21 protein-coding genes are annotated in these 24,018 nt (G+C 38.9%); 17 read left to right on the forward strand and 4 right to left on the reverse strand.

Features of this window, described 5'->3' with window-relative positions; translation table 11 throughout:
- The first annotated feature begins 330 nt into the window (after positions 1-330).
- Genes dapA through abaF form a run of 3 tightly spaced genes read left to right on the forward strand, consistent with a single transcriptional unit; the run spans position 331 to position 4,039 of the window.
- Positions 331-1,197 carry a 4-hydroxy-tetrahydrodipicolinate synthase gene (gene dapA, locus NP781_RS24835; protein WP_257521062.1) on the forward strand — a complete coding sequence of 289 codons (867 nt, stop codon included), beginning with the start codon at positions 331-333 and terminating at the stop codon, positions 1,195-1,197.
- A 17-nt stretch (positions 1,198-1,214) separates the two neighbouring features.
- Positions 1,215-2,699, forward strand: a complete 1,485-nt coding sequence (locus NP781_RS24840; protein WP_257521063.1) for an aldehyde dehydrogenase — start codon at positions 1,215-1,217, stop codon at positions 2,697-2,699.
- Between the two features lie 32 nt (positions 2,700-2,731).
- Positions 2,732-4,039: a fosfomycin efflux MFS transporter AbaF gene (gene abaF / locus NP781_RS24845; RefSeq protein ID WP_221679107.1), complete on the forward strand. Its 1,308-nt coding sequence runs from the start codon at positions 2,732-2,734 to the stop codon at positions 4,037-4,039.
- A gap of 136 nt (positions 4,040-4,175) precedes the next feature.
- Here abaF and NP781_RS24850 read toward each other — a convergent pair whose 3' ends face one another.
- Positions 4,176-6,365 carry a DNA topoisomerase III gene (locus NP781_RS24850; protein ID WP_221679108.1) on the reverse strand — a complete coding sequence of 730 codons (2,190 nt, stop codon included), beginning with the start codon at positions 6,363-6,365 and terminating at the stop codon, positions 4,176-4,178.
- A gap of 376 nt (positions 6,366-6,741) precedes the next feature.
- Between NP781_RS24850 and NP781_RS24855 the strand changes: the two genes are divergently transcribed.
- From NP781_RS24855 to NP781_RS24920, 14 genes are all read left to right on the forward strand, one after another.
- The gene (locus NP781_RS24855; protein ID WP_257521064.1) at positions 6,742-7,359 is read left to right on the forward strand and encodes a TetR/AcrR family transcriptional regulator; all 618 of its coding nucleotides are present in this window, start codon (positions 6,742-6,744) and stop codon (positions 7,357-7,359) included.
- A 119-nt stretch (positions 7,360-7,478) separates the two neighbouring features.
- Entirely contained in the window at positions 7,479-8,621 is a 1,143-nt protein-coding gene (locus tag NP781_RS24860) for an acyl-CoA dehydrogenase (RefSeq protein ID WP_004225536.1), read from the forward strand.
- Between the two features lie 43 nt (positions 8,622-8,664).
- Positions 8,665-10,299 (forward strand): AMP-binding protein, encoded by a 1,635-nt coding sequence (locus tag NP781_RS24865; RefSeq protein ID WP_257521065.1) that lies wholly within the window; start codon positions 8,665-8,667, stop codon positions 10,297-10,299.
- A gap of 15 nt (positions 10,300-10,314) precedes the next feature.
- Complete coding sequence (locus NP781_RS24870) at positions 10,315-11,673, forward strand: acetyl-CoA carboxylase biotin carboxylase subunit (protein ID WP_257521066.1); 1,359 nt, start codon at positions 10,315-10,317, stop codon at positions 11,671-11,673.
- 68 nt (positions 11,674-11,741) lie between these two features.
- Complete coding sequence (locus NP781_RS24875) at positions 11,742-11,954, forward strand: acetyl-CoA carboxylase biotin carboxyl carrier protein subunit (protein ID WP_004225532.1); 213 nt, start codon at positions 11,742-11,744, stop codon at positions 11,952-11,954.
- Between the two features lie 14 nt (positions 11,955-11,968).
- Positions 11,969-12,886: a hydroxymethylglutaryl-CoA lyase gene (locus NP781_RS24880; RefSeq protein WP_257521067.1), complete on the forward strand. Its 918-nt coding sequence runs from the start codon at positions 11,969-11,971 to the stop codon at positions 12,884-12,886.
- Positions 12,883-13,665, forward strand: a complete 783-nt coding sequence (locus tag NP781_RS24885; RefSeq protein ID WP_257521068.1) for an enoyl-CoA hydratase — start codon at positions 12,883-12,885, stop codon at positions 13,663-13,665. Before NP781_RS24880 ends, NP781_RS24885 begins: the two co-directional genes overlap by 4 nt.
- A gap of 53 nt (positions 13,666-13,718) precedes the next feature.
- Complete coding sequence (locus NP781_RS24890) at positions 13,719-15,257, forward strand: acyl-CoA carboxylase subunit beta (RefSeq protein ID WP_004225528.1); 1,539 nt, start codon at positions 13,719-13,721, stop codon at positions 15,255-15,257.
- 45 nt (positions 15,258-15,302) lie between these two features.
- Complete coding sequence (locus NP781_RS24895) at positions 15,303-15,956, forward strand: VanZ family protein (RefSeq protein ID WP_257521069.1); 654 nt, start codon at positions 15,303-15,305, stop codon at positions 15,954-15,956.
- Between the two features lie 332 nt (positions 15,957-16,288).
- Positions 16,289-17,014, forward strand: coding sequence for a hypothetical protein (locus NP781_RS24900; protein ID WP_257521070.1), 726 nt, complete (start codon positions 16,289-16,291; stop codon positions 17,012-17,014).
- Positions 17,015-17,038: 24 nt separating this feature from the next.
- Positions 17,039-17,533 carry a Cys-tRNA(Pro) deacylase gene (gene ybaK / locus NP781_RS24905; RefSeq protein WP_004225525.1) on the forward strand — a complete coding sequence of 165 codons (495 nt, stop codon included), beginning with the start codon at positions 17,039-17,041 and terminating at the stop codon, positions 17,531-17,533.
- A 118-nt stretch (positions 17,534-17,651) separates the two neighbouring features.
- Positions 17,652-18,287: a YczE/YyaS/YitT family protein gene (locus NP781_RS24910; protein WP_004225524.1), complete on the forward strand. Its 636-nt coding sequence runs from the start codon at positions 17,652-17,654 to the stop codon at positions 18,285-18,287.
- Between the two features lie 101 nt (positions 18,288-18,388).
- Positions 18,389-19,465 (forward strand): nucleotide kinase, encoded by a 1,077-nt coding sequence (locus tag NP781_RS24915; RefSeq protein WP_257521071.1) that lies wholly within the window; start codon positions 18,389-18,391, stop codon positions 19,463-19,465.
- A 58-nt stretch (positions 19,466-19,523) separates the two neighbouring features.
- Positions 19,524-20,723: a glycine C-acetyltransferase gene (locus NP781_RS24920; protein WP_257521072.1), complete on the forward strand. Its 1,200-nt coding sequence runs from the start codon at positions 19,524-19,526 to the stop codon at positions 20,721-20,723.
- Between the two features lie 136 nt (positions 20,724-20,859).
- On the opposite strand, the gene NP781_RS24925 is transcribed toward NP781_RS24920, so the two are convergent.
- Genes NP781_RS24925 through NP781_RS24935 form a run of 3 tightly spaced genes read right to left on the reverse strand, consistent with a single transcriptional unit; the run spans position 20,860 to position 24,007 of the window.
- The gene (locus NP781_RS24925; protein WP_257521073.1) at positions 20,860-22,056 is read right to left on the reverse strand and encodes a CaiB/BaiF CoA transferase family protein; all 1,197 of its coding nucleotides are present in this window, start codon (positions 22,054-22,056) and stop codon (positions 20,860-20,862) included.
- A complete protein-coding gene (locus tag NP781_RS24930) occupies positions 22,053-23,213 on the reverse strand; it encodes an alpha-hydroxy acid oxidase (protein WP_221679119.1) in 1,161 nt (386 codons plus the stop codon). The genes NP781_RS24925 and NP781_RS24930 overlap by 4 nt, the downstream gene beginning before the upstream one ends.
- A 14-nt stretch (positions 23,214-23,227) precedes the next feature.
- A complete protein-coding gene (locus NP781_RS24935; RefSeq protein WP_257521074.1) occupies positions 23,228-24,007 on the reverse strand; it encodes an enoyl-CoA hydratase/isomerase family protein in 780 nt (259 codons plus the stop codon).
- Positions 24,008-24,018: the final 11 nt, after the last annotated feature.

A 24,018-nucleotide genomic window follows, 5' to 3' on the forward strand; every position in this document is an offset into this window, starting at 1 on the left:
TCTTATTGCAGTGTTCGTTTATCTACATATTTCACCAAATAGAAGAAGCCACGTTGATAAGGATAACACAAAAGCTTTAATTTCAGAACGGTTACAAAATTTGGGTGTAAATCAATCTAAATCATCAATAAAGATTGATCATTCGAGTTTAAGTGTCACTTAAATAAATATGTGTAATATATAAATAAAAGAAGATTTCATTTAAAAATATTCGGAAAATTTAGTTTACATAGAAAATTCGGTGTGCTATTATCTTCAATAATTGAAGCTGTACTTCAATATTGTATTTGTTGAATCAAGTATTCTATTAAATAATAAAGGAGAATGAAGATGAATTTTCATGGTATTTTGGTTCCTATAGTGACTCCATTTAAACAGGATTTAAGCCTAGATTTAGAAACTTTAAAGCAATTGACAAACACATTTATTGACAAAGGTGTTAATGGTTTAGTGGTGTGTGGCACAACTGGTGAATATTACGCCTTGAATGAAGTGGAACGTGAAACCGTTTTAAGAACGGTGTCGGAAGTTGCTAAAGGTCGAATATCCTTAATTGCAGGTATTAATGATTTATCAACTAATGGGGCAGTTAACCGTGCCAAACAGGCTAAAGATTTAGGGTATGAAGGTTTAATGTTATCACCCACACCTTATAGCTTGCCTGACCAAAGTGGTTTGATTGCCCATTACGAAACAGTGGCGGCTTCAACTGATTTACCTATTATCATGTATAATTTCCCTGCTCGTATCGGCATTGAAATTGAGTATGAAACGGTGGTGCATTTGTCTAAAAATCAGAATATTGTTGCTATTAAAGAGAGTAGTGGTGATTTTAGCCGTGCATTACGTTTGCTACAAACTCCATTTGAGAATTTTGAAGTGATTTGTGGTTGTGACGATCAGCCAATTGACTTTTTCTTTTGGGGCGCAAAAAGTTGGATTGCTGGAGCAGGTAATGTGTTCCCAGAGGAGCAAGTAGCTATGTTCAATGCTTCCATAGCAGGGGATTGGGACAAAGCACGGCAAATCATGAGGGATATCTATCCTGCTATCCACTCGATGGAATCTGGTAACTACAACCAAAAGGCCAAGTTAGGTTGCCTGAAAGGTGAAATCAAAGTTGGTACAGTGCGCCTACCTTTATCTGATTTGTCAGAAGAGGAAAAAGAGGAGTTTTTGGCTTTTTTTAATAAATAAATTGGAGGAAAGATAAAATGACCGTATCAAAAGAACAAATCTTTGCCCTTGCTAAAGAAGGGAAGCTTTGGGCTGGTAACTTAATTGATGGTTTTTCGACTACAGACTGTAAAATAGAAAATCGTACTCCAATCGACAACAGCATAATTGGCTATATAGCCGATGGTAATTCACAGGATGTAGAGGCGGCTGTTAAGGTAGCTAGAGAAACATTTGAAACAGGTACTTGGAGTAAATTATCCCCGAGTGAGAGAAAAAAAGTAATGATTAGATGGGCACAATTACTAGAAAAACACAGTGAAGAATTGGCCGCCTTGGATTGCGTAGATGCAGGTAAACCTATTACAGAATGTTTGAATACTGATATGCCAGCAACCATTGATACATTTTATTGGTATGCTGAAGCCATTGATAAAGTCTTTGGCAAAGTTGCTCCTACAGGTAAAGATGCTCTGGGTTTGATTGTCACTGAGCCCATTGGCGTAGTTGGTGCAGTATTACCTTGGAATTTCCCCGCGCAAATGTTTGCTTGGAAAGTAGCACCTGCTTTGGCAGTAGGTAATTCTGTGATTGTAAAACCGGCGGAATTAACGTCACTTAGCGCATTCCGTATGATTGAACTTGCTTATGAAGCGGGGGTGCCTAAAGGAGCATTAAGTTTGGTGTGTGGTTTGGGAGAAAAAGTAGGTGAACCTTTGGGAAGACATATGGATGTGGATGTTGTCTCGTTCACTGGTTCAACAGAAGTGGGTAGATATTTCTTAAAATATTCAGCAGAAAGTAATCTTAAAGAAATCATTTTAGAGTGCGGTGGTAAGAGTCCACAAGTATTGTTTGAAGATGCAGATTTGGATGCGGCAGTTCCACATATTTTATCAGCCGCTTTCTGGAATATGAGTGAAAACTGTAGCTGTGGTTCTCGATTGATTGTACATGAATCTATTAAAGAGGTGTTATTAGAAAAATTAAAGGAAGGCTTAAAGAGCTGGAAAGTAGGAAATCCAATGGATGAGTCGGTCGCCATTGGTCCCATGATTGAAGAAGCGCACTTTAATAAAGTAAAATCATTCCTCGACATTACTATTCAAGAAGGTGGTCGCTTAGTTACTGGTGGTAATATTCACTGTGAGATAGGCAGTGGTTGGTACATTGAACCCACTATATTTGACAATGTAACCGCTAACATGACCTTGTTCCAAAATGAAGTATTTGGTCCGATTTTAGCAGTTAGTACATTTGAAACGGAAGAAGAGGCCATTGCACTTGCCAATAACACTACCTATGGTCTGGCTGCATCTTTTTATAGCCAAAACGTTCAGCGAACGATGCGTGTGGCACGTGAGATAAAAGCAGGAACTGTTTCTGTGAATGGCTTTAGCGAGGGCGATATCACCACCCCGTTTGGAGGCTTTAAACAATCAGGTTTTGGTGGTAAAGACAATGGCTTGGAAGCACTTGAGCAATATGTGCAAACAAAAGTAATTTGGTACGTTCAGTCATAATAATTTGAATCGGCTTTTATGGGGGAGTGTATATGGAGAAAACAGACAATAAGCAACTAAAAAAAGTTGTTGCTGCATCAATGATTGGATCTGTAGCTGAATGGTATGAATTTTTCTTATATGGTACCGCATCTGCTCTCGTTTTTGGAGAATTGTTTTTCCAGAAAACAGGGAATGCTATTGATGGCATCTTAGCTGCATTTGCACTCTATGCAGTAGGATTTCTAGCCAGACCTATCGGAGGACTTGTTTTTGGTCATTATGGTGATAAAATCGGACGTAAAAATTTATTACAAATTAGCTTGATCATCGTTGGAATTACGACTTTCTTAATGGGGTGTATTCCCACATTCAATAGTATTGGTTATTGGGCTCCTATCTTACTTGTTACTTTACGTTTAATTCAAGGATTTGCTTTTGGTGGAGAATGGGGTGGTGCTGTTATTTTAGTATCTGAGCACAGCCCAAACAATCGTCGTGGTTATTGGGCAAGTTGGCCACAGGCGGGTGTGCCACTGGGAAATTTAATAGCTACAATTATCCTTTTACTTTTATCTAAAAACTTAAGCCCTGAGCAATTTATGGATTGGGGTTGGCGTGTAGCATTTTGGTTCTCAGCAGTTGTTGTACTGATTGGACTTTGGATTCGCAAAAGTGTAGATGATGCCCCTGTTTTCAAAGAAGCACAAGAAAAACAAGCGCAATTAGAAAAACAACAATTAGGTATTATAGAAGTGGTTAAATACCACAAAAAAGCGATAATTGCAGGTATTGGAGCTCGTTTTGCAGAAAATATCTTATACTATATGGTGGTTACTTTCTCCATTAGTTATTTAAAACTTGTCGTCAATAAAGACACTACCCAAATCTTATTATTAATGTTTGGTGCTCATGCTATTCACTTTTTCTTCATACCATTAATGGGTCACTTAAGTGATATTTGGGGGAGAAAGTCTATCTATATTACAGGAGCCATTTTAACAGCGTTTTGGGGATTTGTTGGGTTTCCGATGATGGATACAGGAAATGATTGGATCATTATGTCTGCTATTACTCTTGGTTTATTCATTCAATCGATGACGTATTCTCCATACTCAGCATTAATGACAGAGTTATTCCCAACTCATATCAGATATACAGCATTGTCCTTATGTTATCAAGTAGCACCAATTTTAGCAGGCTCATTGGCTCCATTAATTTCATTAAGTCTTTTAAATAAATTTAATAGCTCCATCCCAATTTCAATTTACTTGGTTATATCAAGTATCATTTCTATTTCATGTATCATGCTGGTGAAGGAAACAAAAGGAAAATCACTTACTTTTAAGAAAGCGCAGTAAATAGGTTTGCTGGCTATAACGTTTAAAATTATGTACGATAATCAATTTAATTTTTGGTAACTAGTTCTATTAATATAAAAGAAGAGCATGTTTTGACGATTTCTTTCAAAACATGCTCTTCTTTTATATTTTATTTTTAATCGAACTTTAACCCCTTCAACGCTTCAGCAAGTGCATTGTTCACAGGTTCCTCTTTGTTTTGTTGCTTTAAGTACTTTTGTACTGAGCGCTTGTCGACCTTGCCTCCGCCTTCTTTTTTGCGTCTTGCTTCAAAGGCAGATAATTTTTCACGATAGCCACATTTACAAACAAAAATTTGACCATCGCCTTCTCCGCGAAGCTCCAATTTTTTATGACATTGTGGACAACGTGCATTTGTGGTACGTGAGACATTTTTACGATGACCACATTCGCGATCTTGACAGACAAGCATTTTTCCTTTCTTGCCATTCACTTCAAGCATCGGTTTACCGCAATCAGGACATGATTTGGTAGAGATATTATCATGCTTATACTTTTTGTCACTACCCTTAATCTCTGTAACAATTTCCTTTGTGTAATTTTTCATCTCGCTAATAAATACATCTTTTTTTAGCTTACCCTTTGCAATAAGCTCAAGCTTTTGCTCCCAATCTGCTGTCAGGGCAGGGGATTTTAATTCCTCTGGCACTAGGTCGAGTAGTTGACGACCTTTAGAGGTAATATAAATATCTTTGCCACCACGTTTTTCTATTAAGAAGGAATTGAAAAGCTTTTCAATAATATCTGCACGTGTTGCGACTGTGCCAAGACCACCCGTAGATTTTAATGTGTCGGCTAATTTTTTATCATTCGTTGCCATATATTTTGTTGGGTTTTCCATGGCTGATAAAAGAGTAGCTTCGTTAAATCTAGCAGGTGGCTTTGTTTGACCAGAAGTTTGGGCAAGAAGCTTTACTTTTAACATATCGCCCTTATCAATGCGTGGTAATATTTGTTCCTTTACGTCATCTGCTGTGTCCTCATCATCAAAGCGATGTTCATAAACTTCTTTCCAGCCAGATGATAAAATCGTTTTTCCACGAGCAATAAAGCTTTCATCGCCAATTTTTGCACGTAATGTTAATTGTTCATATTCAAAAGCAGGAAGTAGAACAGCTAGGAAACGCTTTACAACAAGATCATAAATTTTACGTTCTTTATCTGTGAAAGCTGAATAATTTACATAGCCCTCTGTTGGAATTATCGCATGATGATCGGATACTTTACTATCGTCGACAAAGGCCTTTGTTGGCTTGATTGGTTTAGTGAGCAGTTTATTGGCGATGGAGCGATATTCACCAATACCACAGGCCTTTAAGCGTTCTGGTAGTGTAGCAACGATATCCTGTGAAATAAAGCGAGAATCCGTACGTGGATAAGTTAACACTTTATGTTGCTCATAAAGTTTTTGCATGATATTCAATGTTTCCTTCGCTGAGTAGCCGAAGATTTTATTGGCATCACGCTGCAATTCAGTTAAATCATAAAGGCCAGGTGCAAATGATTTTTTAGGTTTCTTTTCAATGTCCGCAACGATGGCATTGCTATTTCCTATTTTTTTCACCAGTGTATCGATTTTATCTTTATCAAAGCTACGACTATTACCATTTTGGTCTTGCCATGTGAGCTTTAAGTTGTCAGCTGTTTGCGCTTCAATACCATAATAAGTTTGTGCCTTAAAGTTTTTAATCTCATCTTCACGTGCAGCAATTATCGCTACTGTTGGTGTTTGTACACGTCCGCAATTCAACTGTGCGTTAAAGCGGGTAGTTAAAGCACGAGTAGCATTCAGCCCAATATACCAATCTGCTTCTGAGCGAGCTACAGCAGAGGCATATAGATTATCATATGCATTACCTGGCTTGAGATTGGCAAACCCATCTTTAATTGCCTTATCTGTAACAGAGGAAATCCATAGGCGTTTCAAAGGCTTTTTAATTTTCACTTTATCGAGTATCCAGCGTGCTACTAATTCACCTTCACGTCCAGCATCTGTAGCAATGATGATTTCATTAACATCATTACGTGTAAGCTGACTTTTGACCGCATTAAATTGCTTTCCAGTTTGCTTTATAACCGTTAGTTTTAAGCGTTCAGGTAACATGGGTAGATCTTCAAGATTCCATGTTTTATATTTCACATCATAGCTTTCTGGGTCAGCTAGTGTTACAAGATGTCCAAGCGCCCAAGTCACAATGTATTTATCTCCCTCAAGGAAGCCATTTCCTTTTTTATTACATTTCAGTACACGTGCAATATCACGTGCTACAGAAGGTTTTTCAGCAATTACTACGCTCTTTGCCATTGTTAACACCCTTTCATAGTTCCATGGTTTTAAATATAGCATAGGTTGAGTGGGTTCGCAGTTTAACTGCAATGTAAAATGCATTTAATAGGCAAAGAAAAGAAAGGGAAGAAAAATTGTCATGAAGAGCAAAGAAACTTCATATGGTGTATATGTGATTTTAGCCTTTTAATTTCTGTTCTATGTAAAAATTATGCTCGTAATTTTGAGAAAAATCTATTTTGTTGCTAGACACCAAATTTTGAGAATGCTATATTTATGTTGTCATAGTATTTTTATAATTAGGAAAAAATAGAATACTTTATGGGTTTGAATGATTTTTCCTGATTATAAGGAGTGATGAAGTATAGAGCTAGATGAAGGATGATAGGTGCCTATGGTAAAGAAAACGTTAAAACAAAGAATTGTAGACGCTTCCGTTGAATTGTTTCAACAAGATGGTTATCACAATGTAACAGTGGATCGTATTGTGGAATACATTGGGGCATCAAAGGGTGGATTTTATCATAATTTTAAATCAAAAGATGAACTGTTGTATGAAATTCATGATGTCTTTATTTCATATGTCATTCAACAATCGCAAGCTGCATATGACAAATTCGATACACCTATCACACGTTTGTGTGCCATGCTGCAAACACTGACACAAGTATTTGATATGTATCAAGCACATATTACGATTTTTTATGAAGAAAGTCGTTCACTCTCAGATGAATATAGTGACATCATCCATAAAAAGCGAGATCACTATCGTGATATTTTACAAAGAGTGATAGCAGAGGGTCAGGAAGCAAAGGTTTTTCGTACCGAATTACCTTGTACAATTGTGACAATGGCAATTGTCGGGATGATTAACTGGACATACAAATGGTTTAAGCAATCAGGACCATTAACGATGGAGCAAATCACAGATGTTTTTACCGATATGGTATTACGGGCAATTGTGACAAAACAAGCCATGGAAGAAGCGAAGCAATTTATAATAAAGGGGTAGCCAGTAGGAAACACTGGTTTTATTATTTGTTTTTACAAACCGACTAGTCGGTATTAACTGTAAGCAATTATTCTTAAGCTACATTTACTATGGCAAATTCGACATTAGGGGGACTAGGGATGAATTTTGAATTAACAAAAGAGCAAGAAATGATTCGAGACATGGTGCGTGATTTTGCTGAGAAGGAGATTAAACCGTATGCTCGTGAGGTTGATGAGACATCAACAATGAGAATAGAGAGCTTTAAGAAGATGGCAGAACTAGGCTTATTGGGTATCCCGTTTCCTGAGGAATATGGTGGATCAGGTGGTGATACGGTGTCCTATGCTTTAGCTGTAGAGGAGATTGGTCGAGCATGTGGGGGCACAGGGTTAAGCTATGCAGCTGCTGTTAGCTTAGGAGCCTCACCAATTTACAACTTCGGCACAGAGGAACAAAAGCAAGAGTGGCTAGTTCCATTAGCTAAGGGTGAGACATTAGGATCATTCGGTTTAACAGAGCCAAATGCTGGTTCAGATGCAGGGGGCACACGTACTACAGCTATTATTGATGGTGATGACTACATCATTAACGGAGAGAAATGCTGGATCACCAATGCAGGATATGCTCGACAAATTATTGTAACGGCGGTAACAGGTAAACGTGAGGATGGTAAAAAGATTATTTCTTCTATTATTGTGCCAACAAACACACCAGGTGTAACAATCAACTGTAATTATGACAAAATGGGTGTACGTGGCTCCAATACATGTGAGATTGTGTTAGAAAATGTTCGTGTCCCAAGAACAAATCTATTAGGGGATGAAAAACGTGGCTTTAGCCAGTTTTTAAATACATTGGACGGTGGTCGTATTTCCATCGCTGCTCTTTCTGTTGGAATTGCCCAGGCTGCTTATGAAAAGGCACTAAAATTCGCGAAGGAACGTGAGCAATTTGGTGCACCTATTTCGAAGTTACAGGCGATCCAATTTAAATTAGCTGACATGGCGATGGAAATAGAGCTAGCTCGTACGTTAGTACATAAAGCGGCATGGTTAAAAGATCAAAAGAAGCCATTTGGCAAAGAAGCTGCGATGGCTAAACTATTTGCTTCTGAAATGGGCTTCCGTACATGTAATCAAGCAATCCAAATTCATGGTGGTTCTGGATATATGAAAGAATACGATGTAGAACGTCATTTACGTGATATTAAATTAATGGAAATCGGTGAAGGGACATCTGAAATTCAACGTCTTGTTATTTCTCGTCTAATTGGCTGTTAATCATCATTAGTTAAGTTAAATAGCATAAATAAGGGGGATCTTCATGGCAGAACTTGTGTATCAAACAATTGGTCAATTGCTAGATGAACAATCAAAAAAGTACCCGCAGAATGAAGCACTGGTCTATGCTGACAGAAATTTACGCATGACTTATGAACAGCTAAATCGTCAAGCGCGATACGTAGCGAGAGGTTTAATGGCTCTTGGAATTGAAAAGGGAGATCATATCGCAGTATGGACGACGAATGTTCCTGAGTGGGTACAGCTTCAATTTGGTACAGGGAAGATGGGTGCTCCAATTGTAACGGTAAATACGAATTACCGTGCGAGTGAGTTGGAGTATTTATTGAAGCAATCTGATGCTAAAACGATTTTTTTAATTGAAAATTATCGAGACCATTCTTTTATCAATACACTGCAAGAGTTATGTCCAGAGCTTGAACATTGTGAACCAGGTAATTTGCAATCAAAGCGACTACCTTTATTAAAAAATGTTATTTTAATCGGTGAAACCAAATACCCCGGCGTACTTAATTGGTCAGATGTTTTAACAGCTGCCGAGCAAGTAACCGAGGAACAGTTAGATCAGAGAGAGCAATCTCTCCATTATGATGATGTCATTAATATTCAATATACTTCTGGTACAACAGGCTTTCCTAAGGGAGTAATGCTAACGCATTTTAACTTAGTCAATAATGCTGTCAATATTGCTGAATGTATGCGTTTAACGGCAGAGGATCGTCTATGTATCCCAGTTCCATTCTTCCATTGCTTTGGTTGTGTCATAGGCACATTAGCCATCACAACGAGTGGTGGAACGATGGTACCAGTACAGGAGTTCTCACCTGAAGAGGTACTAAGAACCGTTCAACAAGAGCAATGCACTGCCTTACATGGCGTGCCAACGATGTTCATTAGTGAACTTAATTTATCAAATTTTGCATCTTTCGATCTTTCAACTTTACGTACAGGCGTCATGGCAGGATCAAACTGTCCAATTGAGGTTATGAAAGCGGTCATTGAGAAGATGGGCATGAAAGATATAACAATATGCTACGGTCAAACAGAATCATCACCTGTTATTACACAGACAAGAACGGATGACCCGCTAGTGTTAAAGGTGGAGACGGTTGGCCGTGCTTTACCTAACCTAGAAGTAAAGATTGTTGTTCCTGGAACTACCGAGGAAGCTCTGACAAATGAACAGGGAGAGCTGTGTACAAGGGGCTATCATGTGATGAAGGGCTATTATAAAAACCAGGAGGAAACAGATCTGGCTATTGACGAGGATGGTTGGTTGCATACAGGTGATTTAGCAACAATGGATGAAGCAGGTTATGTCCGTGTAACAGGTCGTTTAAAGGATATGATTATCCGTGGTGGCGAAAACCTATATCCTCGTGAAATTGAGGAGTTCCTTTATACACATCCGAAAATTTCAGATGTTCAGGTTGCAGGTGTCCCTGATCCTGTTTATGGCGAGGAGGCGGCAGCTTGGATTGTTTTAAAAGAAGGGGAGCAGGCTACAGCGGATGAAATCCGAGATTATTGTCGAGATAAAATTTCTAGACATAAAATTCCGCGACATATTTTCTTTATTGATAACTATCCAATGACTGCATCTGGAAAAGTTCAAAAATATAAATTACGAGAAGATTTCGTTATGACCGTAAAGTAAGGAGGGGCAGTGAATATGTTCAACAAGGTATTAATTGCAAATCGTGGGGAGATTGCTAGACGTGTGATCAGAACATGCAAGCGCCTAAATATTCATACGGTTGCTATCTATTCAGAGGCAGATGCAGAAAGCTTACATGTGAAAGATGCAGATGAAGCTTTCTGTGTGGGGAAGCCACCGGTTGCACAGAGCTATTTAAATATCGACCGCATTCTTGAAATTGCACTAGAAAGTGGCGCAGAGGCTGTTCATCCTGGCTATGGTTTACTATCAGAGAATGCAAATTTTGCGAAACGTTGTGCAGAGGCGGGTTTAGTGTTTATCGGGCCAAGTGCTGATGTGATTGCTTCAATGGGCAGTAAATTAGAGGCACGTAAAACAATGAAAGCTGCAGGTGTACCGATTGTAGAGGGTGTAGAAGCGCCTGTGAAGGATGTAGAAGAAGCCACTAGCATAGCGGAGCGTTTAGGCTATCCTATTATGTTAAAGGCATCTGCAGGCGGTGGCGGTATCGGTATGCAACTAGTTGAAAATGCCGAGGAACTAGCCAAAGCTTTTGAGGGCAATCAAAAGCGTGCACAATCATTCTTTGGTGATGGCACGATGTATATGGAGCGGTTCATTGCTAACCCTCACCATGTCGAGGTGCAAATTATTGCAGATCATCAAGGCAATGTTGTTCCATTATTTGAACGTGAGTGCTCTATTCAACGAAGAAATCAAAAAGTAGTAGAAGAAGCACCATCCCCGTTCATCTCACAAGAGACAAGAGAAAAAATGCTAGAAGCGTCAGTTAAGGCGGCAATGCATATTGGTTATGTCAATGCTGGAACAATCGAATACTTGGTTGATGAAGATCAAAACTTTTATTTTTTAGAAATGAATACAAGACTACAGGTAGAGCATCCCGTTACGGAGGAAATTACGAAGCTTGATTTAGTAGAAGAGCAATTAAAAATTGCGGCAAAACAACCTCTTACATTTACTAGAGAAAATATTACTAAAGAAGGGCACGCGATTGAAGTGCGCATATACGCTGAAAATCCTTCGACATTTTTCCCGTCTCCAGGTACCATTACGACTCTTGAATTACCGACCGGTGAAGGAATTCGACATGAATGTGGCGTAGAGTCTGGTTCAGTGGTAACACCATTCTATGATCCGATGATTAGTAAATTGGTAGTGTGGGGGGAAACAAGAGAAATTGCCTGTGAAAGATTAGCACAAGCGCTAAAGGCGTATAAAGTGGAGGGGATTCAAACGAATATCCCGATGCTTTTAAATACCATCACACATGAGCAATTTTTAAAAGGGCATACGACAACAAAATTTGTAGAGCAATATTATTTACCGCAATTAGCAGAAACAAAATAACAATGATCATGTATTCGTGCCTCCATAGAGGGACGAATACATGATAAAAAAATTAGGAGTGAATGATTATGGCAACAGTAAAAGCAAGCATGGCAGGAACAGTATGGAAAATCGTCGTAACAGAGGGCGAGAAAGTGACAGCAGGTCAAGATGTAGCCATTTTAGAATCGATGAAAATGGAAATTCCAATTGCAGCAGAAGAGGATGGCGTAGTGACGAAAATCATTGCCAATGAGGGAGACTTTATTAACGTTGATGATGATATTTTAGAAATTGAATAAGAGGAGGCTTGTTTATGCAGCTACCTAAGCAAGTCACAATCAAAGAAGTTGGTCCCCGTGATGGCTTACAAAATGAAAAAACGCATATTTCAACAGCTGATAAAGTGCAATTAGTAAATTTATTAGGTCAAACAGGATTAAATTATATTGAAGTGACATCTTTTGTGCATCCCAAATGGATTCCTCAATTGGCAGATGCAGTCGAGGTTCTGCAAGCCATTAAAAGACATAAGGATATTACCTATGCGGCACTTGTACCCAATATGCGGGGCTTAGAACGCGCATTGCAGGTTGAAGTAGATGAAGTAAGTATTTTTATGTCTGCTAGTGAAAGTCATAACCAAAGTAATATTAATAAAACCATAGATGATACATTTCCCATATTAGAGGAAGTTGTAGTAGGAGCTCAGGCTGCAAAGAAACATGTTCGAGGTTATATCTCAACGGTTATTGGTTGTCCCTATGAGGGGTATATGCACCCTGACAAGGTATTACGAGTAACGGAAAAATTATTAGAGATGGGTGTGACTGAAATATCGCTTGGTGACACAATTGGTGTTGGTGTACCGACGCAGGTTGAGTTTCTTTTAGAGGAATTACTAAAAAGGTATCCTGCTGAAAAATTTGCCATGCATTTTCATGATACACGTGGGACCGCATTAGCCAATATTATGAAATCCTTAGAGATGGGTATTAGCAAATTTGATAGTGCGCTTGGTGGGCTAGGGGGCTGCCCATATGCAAAGGGTGCCTCAGGTAATGTAGCCACAGAAGATTTATTGTATTTATTTGATGAGATGGGCATTGAAACAGGCGTAGATCGACAAAAGGTGCTAGAGGCGGCACTCTTTATTGAAGAGAAGTTAGGCAAGGCTGTTGCATCAAAGCAAATGGCTATTGTCCGCAATGAAAGGAGTGCAAATCAGGGATGACACAACTCGTTCGTTTTGAATTACTAGAGGATAGTATTGGACTTATTACACTTTCAAGACCAGAAGCTGCTAACGCTATGTCGGTTCAATTACTGCATGAGCTGTCTGACACGCTTGATCAAATCAATGGAGATCCAGCAGTGCGTGTAGTCCTTCTAACAGGTGCGGGCGAAAAGGCATTTTGTGCAGGTGCTGATTTAAAGGAACGTAAAGGAATGTCTGATCAACAAGTGAAGAAGATCGTGCAGCTGATTGGTGCCACTGTGGCAAAAGTTGAAACACTTGCACAGCCTGTCATTGCTGTCCTAAATGGTGTAGCCTTTGGTGGAGGCTTGGAGTTGGCACTAGCTTGTGATTTACGAATTGCTGCTACACATGTAAAGCTTGGCTTAACAGAAACTTCGCTCGGTATTATTCCAGGTGCTGGGGGGACACAGCGACTTCCACGTTTAATTGGTCTTGGTAAAGCAAAGGAATTAATTTATACAGCACGTAGGCTCAATGCCGAAGAAGCTGAAAATTATGGCATTATCGAATATGTTTATGAAGGACATGAGGTATTAGATAAGGCACAACAGCTTGCACTGGAAATGGCAAAAAATGCACCACTCTCTTTAGTGCAAGCCAAAGTTGCGATCAATCAAGGTGTTGAGGTAGATTTAGCTACCGGGTTAAAAATTGAATCACTTGCATATAGTGCACTGATCCCAACAGAAGACCGATTAGAGGGCTTACTTGCCTTCCAAGAGAAGCGAGCGCCACAATATTCAGGGAAATAAAACGCCAAGAAATCATTTTGGTGTAATCGATTGGGCAAAGGGAGGAAATAAACATGAGCAATATCTCGACAGAAAATACACCACCTACAATGAAAGATAAAATTTTAGCAGGTGGATTACCAAAATATCATGATAAAAATGCACAACAAGGCAAGCTATTTGTACGTGAGCGTCTTGAACTTTTACTTGATGATGGTCTTCAATCGGAGGATGGGCTCTATGCAAACTGTTTAGCAGGGGATTTACCAGCAGATGGCGTTATCACTGGTATTGGTAAAATTCATGGTCGTACGGTTTGTGTGCTAGCTAACGATTCAACAATTAAAGCTGGTTCTTGGGGAAAACGCACAGTTGAAAAAATGATTCGCATTCAAGAAACTGCTGAAAAGTTGAATTGTCCATTACTCTATTTAGTGGATTCAGCGGGTGCCCGTATTACAGATCAACTTGAAATGTTCCCAGGACGCAGAGGTGCAGGACGCATTTTCTACAATCAAGTCAAGCTGTCAGGAAAAGTTCCGCAAATTTGCTTATTATTTGGTCCTTCCGCAGCGGGTGGTGCCTATATTCCTGCATTTTGCGATATCGTGGTGATGGTAGAAGGAAATGCTTCTATGTATTTAGGATCTCCTCGTATGGCCGAAATGGTTATCGGTGAGAAAGTAGATTTAGAAACAATGGGTGGCGCAAAAATGCACTGTTCCGTTTCGGGTTGTGGAGATGTGCTTGTTAAATCCGAACAGGAGGCTATTACTTATGCGCGCAAATATTTAGGATACTTCCCTAATAACTATGCAGAGCGTAGCAAGGTAGAGGCTCCTAAACCACCGGCTTCATTTGATAAATCTATTGAAGAATTAATCCCTCAAAATCAAAATGTTCCATTTGATATGTATAAGCTAATTGATCGTATTATCGATGAAGATTCGTTTTGTGAGGTTAAGAAATTATTTGCACCAGAATTAATTACAGGCCTTGCCCGAATTAATGGTCAATCAGTCGGCATTATCGCTAACCAACCACGCGTTAAGGGAGGCGTGCTATTCCATGATTCTGCTGATAAAGCGGCGAAATTTATTTCACTTTGTGATGCATTCAATATCCCACTGTTATTCCTAGCAGACGTTCCAGGCTTTATGATTGGTACTCAGGTAGAAAAAGCAGGAATCATCCGTCATGGTGCTAAAATGATTTTTGCCATGAGTGAGGCAACTGTTCCTAAGCTAACAGTCATTGTGCGTAAAGCGTATGGTGCAGGATTATATGCAATGGCTGGCCCTGCGTTTGAACCAGACTGCTGTATTGCCTTATCAAATGCACAAATTGCCGTAATGGGACCAGAAGCTGCTGTCAATGCAGTCTATGCCAATAAAATTGCAGAACTTCCAAAAGAAGAGCAAGCAAGCTTCATTGCCGAGAAACGTAAAGAATATCAAGAGGAAATTGATGTGTATCGCTTAGCTTCAGAGCTTATCATTGATGATGTGATTGAGCCTAATGAGCTGCGTAAGGTACTAGAAAATCGCTTAGAACTTTATATGTCAAAATACTTATTATTCTCACAACGTAAGCATGGGGTAAACCCAGTTTAAACATACTTATTATAAGGCTGTCTCTGCTGGTAGGAGACAGCCTTTTTGGGTGATAATTTTTTCAGCTACTTGCAAGCTATAGTTGAGCATATTAAAATATGGGAAGGAATAAAAGGGAAGTGGGTGTTAAGCTTGTCTAAAAACAACATAGCGGATGTTCAAAATAATGCCAAGCTCCCATTACCATATCGGGATGTCATTGATACATATTATTTGCCGCTAAAGGTTGCAGGTTGGATTTTATTTAGTATCTATTCATTTATGGCTTTTTATAAATTGGTTATTGATCGCTTAGTAGATGTAGTCGTCATTTTATTAAAGGGAGATTACTCTATAGGTGACTTAGGATTGTTTGATTATAGTAGCTGGCGATTAACTACTAATTTTATGCCCTTCGAAACGATTCTCCGTTATATAAACTACTCTCAGTATTTTAATTGGGAAATTATAATCGTTAACTTACTTGGCAACTTATTAATTTTTACTCCAATGGGCTTTTTACTGCCATTACTATCGAAGAAATTCCGAAAAGCGTGGGTTATTATTTGTTTAGGCTTTATTTCTAGTCTTGCTGTTGAAACCGTTCAATTTATTTTTACCGTTGGTTCTGCAGATATTGATGATTTAATTTTAAATACAATTGGTGCATGGCTTGGTTACTTAGCCTATAAAGGTATATTGATTAGACCCAAAAAATGAGAAAAGCAGTCCAGTATGAAGGGGCTGTTTTTTTATTTTATATTGATTAACACCATTTGTTTAGTGTATATGGTAATAAATTTTATTGAAAAGTGTATGGAGCTAATAAATGAATATGAAAATATTAGCTGAATGAGGTTCTTTCTGCCTATTTCTGAAAATAATTAGTATCTCTTTAGGAGCTTAGTAGTAATTAGTGCTTGAATTTAATAGTGAAAATTCCGATAATGAGTGTACAGAAACTATTAAAATGGTATAGATAGAGTGTGAGGAAGAATGTTCATATCTATTAACTTATTAGCATATGAAGATAGAAGGACGAGGTGAAAACAATGAAAATATCAAATTTAATGGAGCAAGAAAGAATTTCATCCCAGCATAATCGTAAAAAAATACTTCAGCGTAAAGAGGCAGGAGATGCCTATAGAAAAAATGCGATGTATTTTCAACCAAAGAAAAATCCATTATTGATTGAACTTGAAAATTTATTATTAGGACGTACTGACCAAGATTTGTATGATCAACAGCAAGAAGAGTCAAAAGAAGTAACTCCTCAGCAGAAAGCCATTATGGAAGATTTACAGCAAACAGAAAAGAATGTACGGGCCCATGAGCAAACTTATAAAGTAGGAATGAATGATAACGCTGATTCCTCGAATATATCCGATTCAGAACAAGGTGACACACTGCACATTTTAGAGCAGGTACGTAATGCAGCATTGTCATCAGCAGAGCCCTCTCCTCTAGATTTACGTGTGGCGCAAAGTGTTGATGCTCAAATACAGCATATGTTAAATAATTCAAATTTTGATGAGGTTGCCACAAATGAAAGCGAACCATCTTTTGTACGTGACATCATTGAAGTAAAGGTTCCTAAACGTTACTCGAAGGAATTGAAATTGGACCCATTTGCAGATACAATTTTCGGTAAGAACTATGAGACTGCATTCAAGTTAAGAGTATTTAAACAGGCATCGGAAAGATATGCGGCTCACGTTCAAATGACGAAAAATGGCTATCGTCCAGACAAGGATTCTATGTTCTCTTTGATAGCCTGATGCTGTAGATAGGAGATTGTTGACATGGCAAAGGCAAAGTATGCGAAAACGAATGCGATTCGTTTATTAGAACAACAAAAAATTCATTTTGATGTGATGGAATATGAAACAGGGGATGGTCAAGTAGATGGTGTTTCTGTAGCTGAGAAAATAGGGCAGCCTGTTGCTCGGGTATTTAAAACATTAGTAGCAAAAGCAAGTGCCCAAAGGTTATTTGTATTTGTAATTCCAGTAGCTGAAGAGCTAGACTTAAAAGCAGCCGCGAAGGTAGTTGGGGAAAAGAAAATTGAAATGTTAGCGGTAAAAGATCTACTTAGCCATACTGGTTATGTTCGCGGTGGATGTTCACCAGTAGGGATGAAGAAGTTATATCCAACGGTCATCGATGTATCTGCTCAAGAACAAGGTAGTATAATCGTTAGTGCCGGGAAAATTGGTATGCAAATTCATGTACAAATAGAAGATCTGAAGAATATAACAAAGGCACAACTTGCCTCAATTACAACTACCCATGAGTGAGAGAATGGGTAGTTTTTTATGTGGTAAGATAAACGGTTTAGTTCAAACACTTATCTTAATTTTGGTTGAAAGTATGATACAGTAATAGCAATATTATTCATAGAGAGAAGGATAAGGAATGCGTAGAATAATGGGGTGGCGTTGGACCTTTTTTATTGGTGGCTTAATGGTGATGTCACTTGGCATCACGATGTCGATAAAGGGGAAAATTGTTGGAACAAGCCCGTGGGATGTTTTACATGTAGGTCTATTTCAAAATTTTGGGTTAAGTATTGGCACATGGTCTATTGTAACAGGACTCTTTATAGTTGCTTCAACATCCATTGTATTGCGTCAATGGCCAAAGATAGGTACTTGGCTCAATATGCTGTTAATTGGCTCGTTCATTGATGTATTTAACTGGATGTTACCCTCGACGGATGTATATGGCTTACAAATTACATATTTTATTATTGGCTTATTTGTTTTGAGCTTTGGCTGTGGGATGTATATTGCACCGAATATGGGCGCAGGACCAAGGGATACCTTAATGATGATACTTGTCGAAAAGTTTGGTGGATCTATTAAAACAGCGAGAATGGGAATTGAAGTACTTGTAACCATTGTGGGCTGGCTTCTAGGAGGACCAGTTGGAGTAGGGACAGTATTGATTGCCTTAACTTCAGGCTATATTGTGCAATATTCATTACCGTATTGTCGTAAAATATTGATGAAATGTATTGGAAATATGGAGGGCATAAAGCCATTCTATTAAACCAAGAAGCTACTTAGATCTGTAAAGGATAGAAGTAGCTTTTCATTTTTTTTAGCGTTCTTTCATATAATGCAGGGCACAAGCTAAAGGAGGAACAACATTTGAACGGAAATGTAACGTATTATTTTGGACACGCATTGACTGGCCAAGGTGTGAAGCATTTATATAAAGAAATGATGGAAGAGGCGTCTCTCGTTTATTTTTTGCAAGGGCCTGCCACATTTAAAGGTTCAGAACTGTTAAAAGAACTTGGATACTTCTATGTAAAACAGGGTTTTGCTGTCGAGTGGTTTAAGCATGCTTTATTAGAGGAGGTTGTTGAGGCCGTTTATATAAAAGGCTGTAACAGACTTTTTGTATGGGCATCTGAGTGGAATATTGAGCCAACTTTACTCGGTACAAAGCATCGTGTCATGTCTTTCTACGATTGTTTAGAGGACCTACAGCTTAAAAAGATTGGAGAACAGCTTGCAGAGGCCATGCAAGAGCGTGTAACATGGCGTGAAAAATGCATAGCGAAACTGAATCAAGCAATTAAGCTACATGATGACTGGGAGGTTGTTACACAAAGCTGTATGGACTGGCAGGCATTAAATGAACAGGTGGAAAATTTAAAGTCGGATGTGTTCCAATCCATTGTTCTAAATAAAACAGGTATGCGGACACATCGTTTACTGGGAACGTTAACTCCTAGAGGTGCGGAAAATACAGTGGATAGTATCACCAAAAGTATCACGACTCGCTTTATGATTAAAGGTAAGCCAGGTACAGGCAAATCTTCACTAATGAAAAGCTTAGCAGATGAAGCAAATGCAAGAGGGCTTGATGCACAAATTGTTTGGTGTGGCTTAGATGCAGGATCTGTGGATATGGTCATTATCCCAGAGCTCAATTTCTGTATTTTTGATAGCACAGAGCCTCATATCTTTAATCCAGAGGATGGTAGGTTAGGGGATAAGATATTTGATATTGGTCAACATTGTACGCTTTCAGAGGAAGCAGAAACTGCAATCGAGGCAGTGCGAGCACAATACAAAGAGGCTATACAGGATGCAATGGGCCATTCTAAACGATATGCAGAAGCTGAATATACTGTTCGTCGTTTATTAGATAATTGTCTGTCGGCTTCTTTATGGCGCGAAAAAACAGCGCCACTATTCGAAAGATTAACAAAGTAATGTAGCTAATGGCTTGCATGTGCTAAACTAGGAGCGAGAACAGTTTTCCTAGGAAAGGATGATACGCTTGTCAAAAGTATTGAATGCATTTTTAGATGAAAACCTACAAGCCCTACATGAACAAGGCTTATACAATGAAATCGATCCAGTAGAGGGAGCAAATGGTCCAATTATTCAGGTCCGTGGCAAAAATCTTGTTAACTTATCCTCTAACAACTATCTTGGTTTAGCAACAAATGAAGAATTAAAGCGTATTGCCAAAGAGACAATTGATAAATACGGTGTTGGAGCAGGTGCTGTTCGTACAATCAACGGGACACTTGACTTGCACGTAAAATTAGAAGAAAAGCTTGCTGAATTTAAAGGAACAGAAGCGGCTATTTCTTATCAATCTGGATTTAATTGTAATATGGCAGCTATTTCTGCTGTAATGGATAAAAATGATGCCATTCTATCTGATCAATTAAACCATGCCTCTATTATTGATGGATGTCGCTTATCGAAGGCAAAAATCATCGCGTTTAATCACTCTGATATGGAGGATTTACGTGCAAAGGCAAAAGCGGCAAAGGAATCAGGTTTATACAATAAAATCATGGTTATCACAGATGGTGTCTTTTCAATGGATGGTGATATTGCTAAATTACCTGAAATTGTGGAAATAGCTAAAGAGTTTGATTTAATTACGTATGTGGATGATGCACATGGTTCGGGTGTAACAGGTAAAGGAAAAGGAACTGTGAAGCATTTTGGATTAGAAAAAGAAATTGATTTCCAAATTGGTACATTATCAAAAGCTATTGGTGTAGTAGGTGGCTATGTAGCAGGTAAGAAAAATTTAATTGATTGGCTAAAAGTTCGCTCACGCCCATTCCTATTTTCAACAGCATTACCACCAGGTGATGTAGCCGCTATTACAGCAGCCGTGCAAATGCTGATTGATTCAACAGAGCTACACGATAAGCTGTGGGATAATGGTAATTATTTAAAAGCGGGGCTTGAGAAGCTTGGCTTTAATATTGGTGCGTCTGAAACACCAATTACACCATGCATCATTGGGGATGAAAAGTTAACACAGGAATTTTCAAAACGTTTATTTGAAGAAGGCGTTTATGCAAAATCGATTGTCTTCCCAACAGTTCCAAAAGGTACAGGTCGCGTTCGGAATATGCCAACAGCGGCACATACAAAAGAAATGCTTGATGATGCAATTGCGACTTACGAGAAGGTTGGTCGTGAATTAGGCGTTATTCAATAAGAAAAAGGCTTCCTCATGGATGGGGAAGCCTTTTTTGCATGATAGAAAAGAAAAAGTGAAGGATAGAACCAAAAAAGTGACCGATAGAAGCTTAAATCTAACTGATAGCGATCTTATCTAAAAATAGACAATTTCTTTATTTTGACCCAATTATTTTTCCTGCCTTGAGCTGTTGAATAGCTTGATCAGAAATATTTAATGCCTGTAAAATTTCTTCATTATGTTGACCTAATGTAGGTGCTGCACTTGTTAGCTGTCCAGGCGTTTGTGAAAACTTAGCTGGGAAGCCCAATGTTCTCATTGGTCCAGCAATCGGGTGCTCATAGGACAGTACCATGTCACGCTCTAGTATATGAGGGTCATTTAATGTTTGGTCATAGGAATAGATTGGACTAGATGGTACACCGTGCTTATCCAATAGTTCGAGCCAGTAGAAAGCCTTATGCTTGATTAGCTCGCTTTCAATTTCTGCTTCCAGCTCCCTCACATGTTGGGCACGTGAATAGTTGGTAGCAAAGAGAGGATTGTCTAACCAATCAGGTCGATTGACAACTTTTACGGCAAAAATCTCCCATAGCTTTTGATTGCCAGCACCTACTAGAATATAGTCATCCTGTGTTTTGAAACCTTGATAGGGCGCTGACACACGATGGGCGGTTCCAGTTCGCTCAGGTAACTCACCCTTTCCGAAGTAAGCAGCGGCCTCCCAAACAGTCCACGCAAGACCTGACTCCACTAAGGACACATCAATATATTGACCTTCGCCACTACGAAGCTTATAAATATAGGCCATTAAAATGGATTGTAAGGCTGTTTGTGCAGCAGCAATATCATTCACCGCAAAGCCAACTTTTACAGGTCGGCCATCTGCTTCACCTGTCATATGCATTAAGCCACTCAGACCCTGAGCCATAATATCATAGCCACCCTTTTGACTATATGGACCTGTTTGACCATAACCAGAAATAGAGCAGTAAATTAGGCCTGGATTGATGGCTTTTAATGTATCATAATCGATACCAAGCTTTTTCGTGACACCTGGTCGATAATTTTCCACAAGTACATCAACAGATTGAATCAATTCTTTAAATAAAGCCAGTCCCTCAGTAGTTTTTAAATTGATGCAGACACCTTTTTTATTACGATTAACCATCATATACATATGACTTTCTTCATTAACGAATGGACCCATTGTACGGGTATCGTCTCCATTTGGGTATTTTTCAATTTTGATAACTTCTGCACCCATATCTGCTAATACCATGGTGCAATAGGGACCAGCTAAGACTTGTGATAAATCGACAACCTTTAATCCTTGTAATGCTTGTTTCATTTACCCTCAGTCCCATCCTGTTTGACTAATGTGATGTTGCGTAATCCTTTGACAGAGGTGGCACCGGCTAATGCGATAGAAACCTTTAATTCATCATAAAGATTGGTCATCACCTTTTCGACGCCTTGTTGTCCTTCAAGGGCTAGTCCATAGACGAAAGGACGTCCTATTGCAACGGCATCCGCTCCTAAAGAAAGTGCTTTTAAGGCATCCATGCCACGATATACACCACTATCTAATATAATAGGAATTTGTCCATTCACAACTTTCGCAATAGCGGGAAGGGCCTCCAGTGAACCAATCACGCCATCTAATTGACGGCCACCATGGTTTGATACAATAATGCCATTAATACCATTGTCAATAGCTAGCTTTGCATCTTCAGGATGTAAAATTCCCTTCAATAATATAGGAAGATTTGTACGTTTTTTTAACTCTCGAACATGCTCCCAATTAAGTTTTGGGTGGAAGACATTTTGCAAGACACCTTGTACATAGGACTCGAATGAATCATCAGGTAAAGAGGCTGTAAAAACGGGATCATTCATATAATTTCCTCTTGCATAGCCTAACTTCAATGGTGAAAACTGATTGCGTACATCTTCTTCACGCCAGCCAAGCATTACGGTGTCGACAGTTAAAACGATCGCTTCAAATCCAGCTTCCTCCGCACGTGCAGCCATACTAAAAGCAATTTCTTCATTAGTAGACCAATATAATTGAAACCATTTTGTTGCAGAAGGCGCAGCTTGAGCAACTTCTTCAAGAGCAAAAGTGGAAACAGTGCTTTGTATATAAGGGATATTTAAAAACTGGGCAGCACGTGCAACGGCAAGTTCTCCTTCATCGTGAACCATTCCGTTCATGCCCACAGGAGCAAAAAGCAAAGGAGTTGGGTATGTTTTACCAAACAAATGAACGGATGTATCAACGTTTGACACATCATTTAAAAAACGGGGAACAATGGAATACTTCTCAAAAGCTGCTCGATTATTGCGCAGTGTTTGTTCACCGCCAGCACCTGAACGGATATAGCCATAAGGTCCAGCTTCGATTTTTTCCGCTACGGCCTTTTCTAAATCTGCAAAGCAAATGGGGAAGGGGGCTTGTGCAGTTATATTTTTTAAGAGTAGATCGCCATCAGTTATGTTTGTCATCGTTACAACCTCACTTATTTATTGAAAATAGGCTTTCTTTTATTTAAAAAGGCTTGAATACCTTCGTTATAATCGTCTGAACTAAATGAATCCAAAACTAACTGTGCCAACGCATCATTTTCTTCATTTTCACCATCAACAATTGCCTGGATAATTTTTTTGATGCCTGTGTTTGCAATGGATGATTTACTTAATAAATGTTCAGCGAATTGCAATGTCGCCTCATCAATATCCTCTGGTTCGTGGAGGGCCGTGATTAAACCAATATTTTTTCCTTCTTCAGCTGTAAAAATAGTAGCTGTGTACAAAATTTCCTTTGCCTTAGCGACACCAACAATATTGATGAGACGTTTTGTACTTTCTAAATTATAGACAATACCTATGTTTGCAGCGGTGATGCCTAGCTTACTCTTAGGTGTTGCTATTCTAAAGTCACAAGCGTTTGCTAACTCTAAGCCACCACCAATTGCTAAGCCCTGAATCATAGCAATTGTCGGGTGTGGAAATTTATAGAGAGCATCGATCGCCTTTAGAGCCAATTCATTATAGGCTTTGGCATTGTCTGTAGCATAACGAACATCTAAAAACTCGGTAATATCTGCACCGGAAGAAAAGGCTACTTCATTGACACCGCGAACAATTAAAAGTTTGATGGAAGAATCTACACTGAGCAGCTCTAGTTGGTCTACTATGGCTTGAAACATTGCCCTTGATAAAGAATTCCGTTTTTCCGGGCGATTTAATACTAACGTTGCAATATAGCCATACTTCTCTACATAAATTTCGTTTGTCATCTTCATTCTCC

It is taken from the genome of Lysinibacillus sp. FN11 (assembly GCF_024628845.1).
GTDB classification, from domain to species: Bacteria; Bacillota; Bacilli; order Bacillales_A; family Planococcaceae; genus Lysinibacillus; species Lysinibacillus capsici.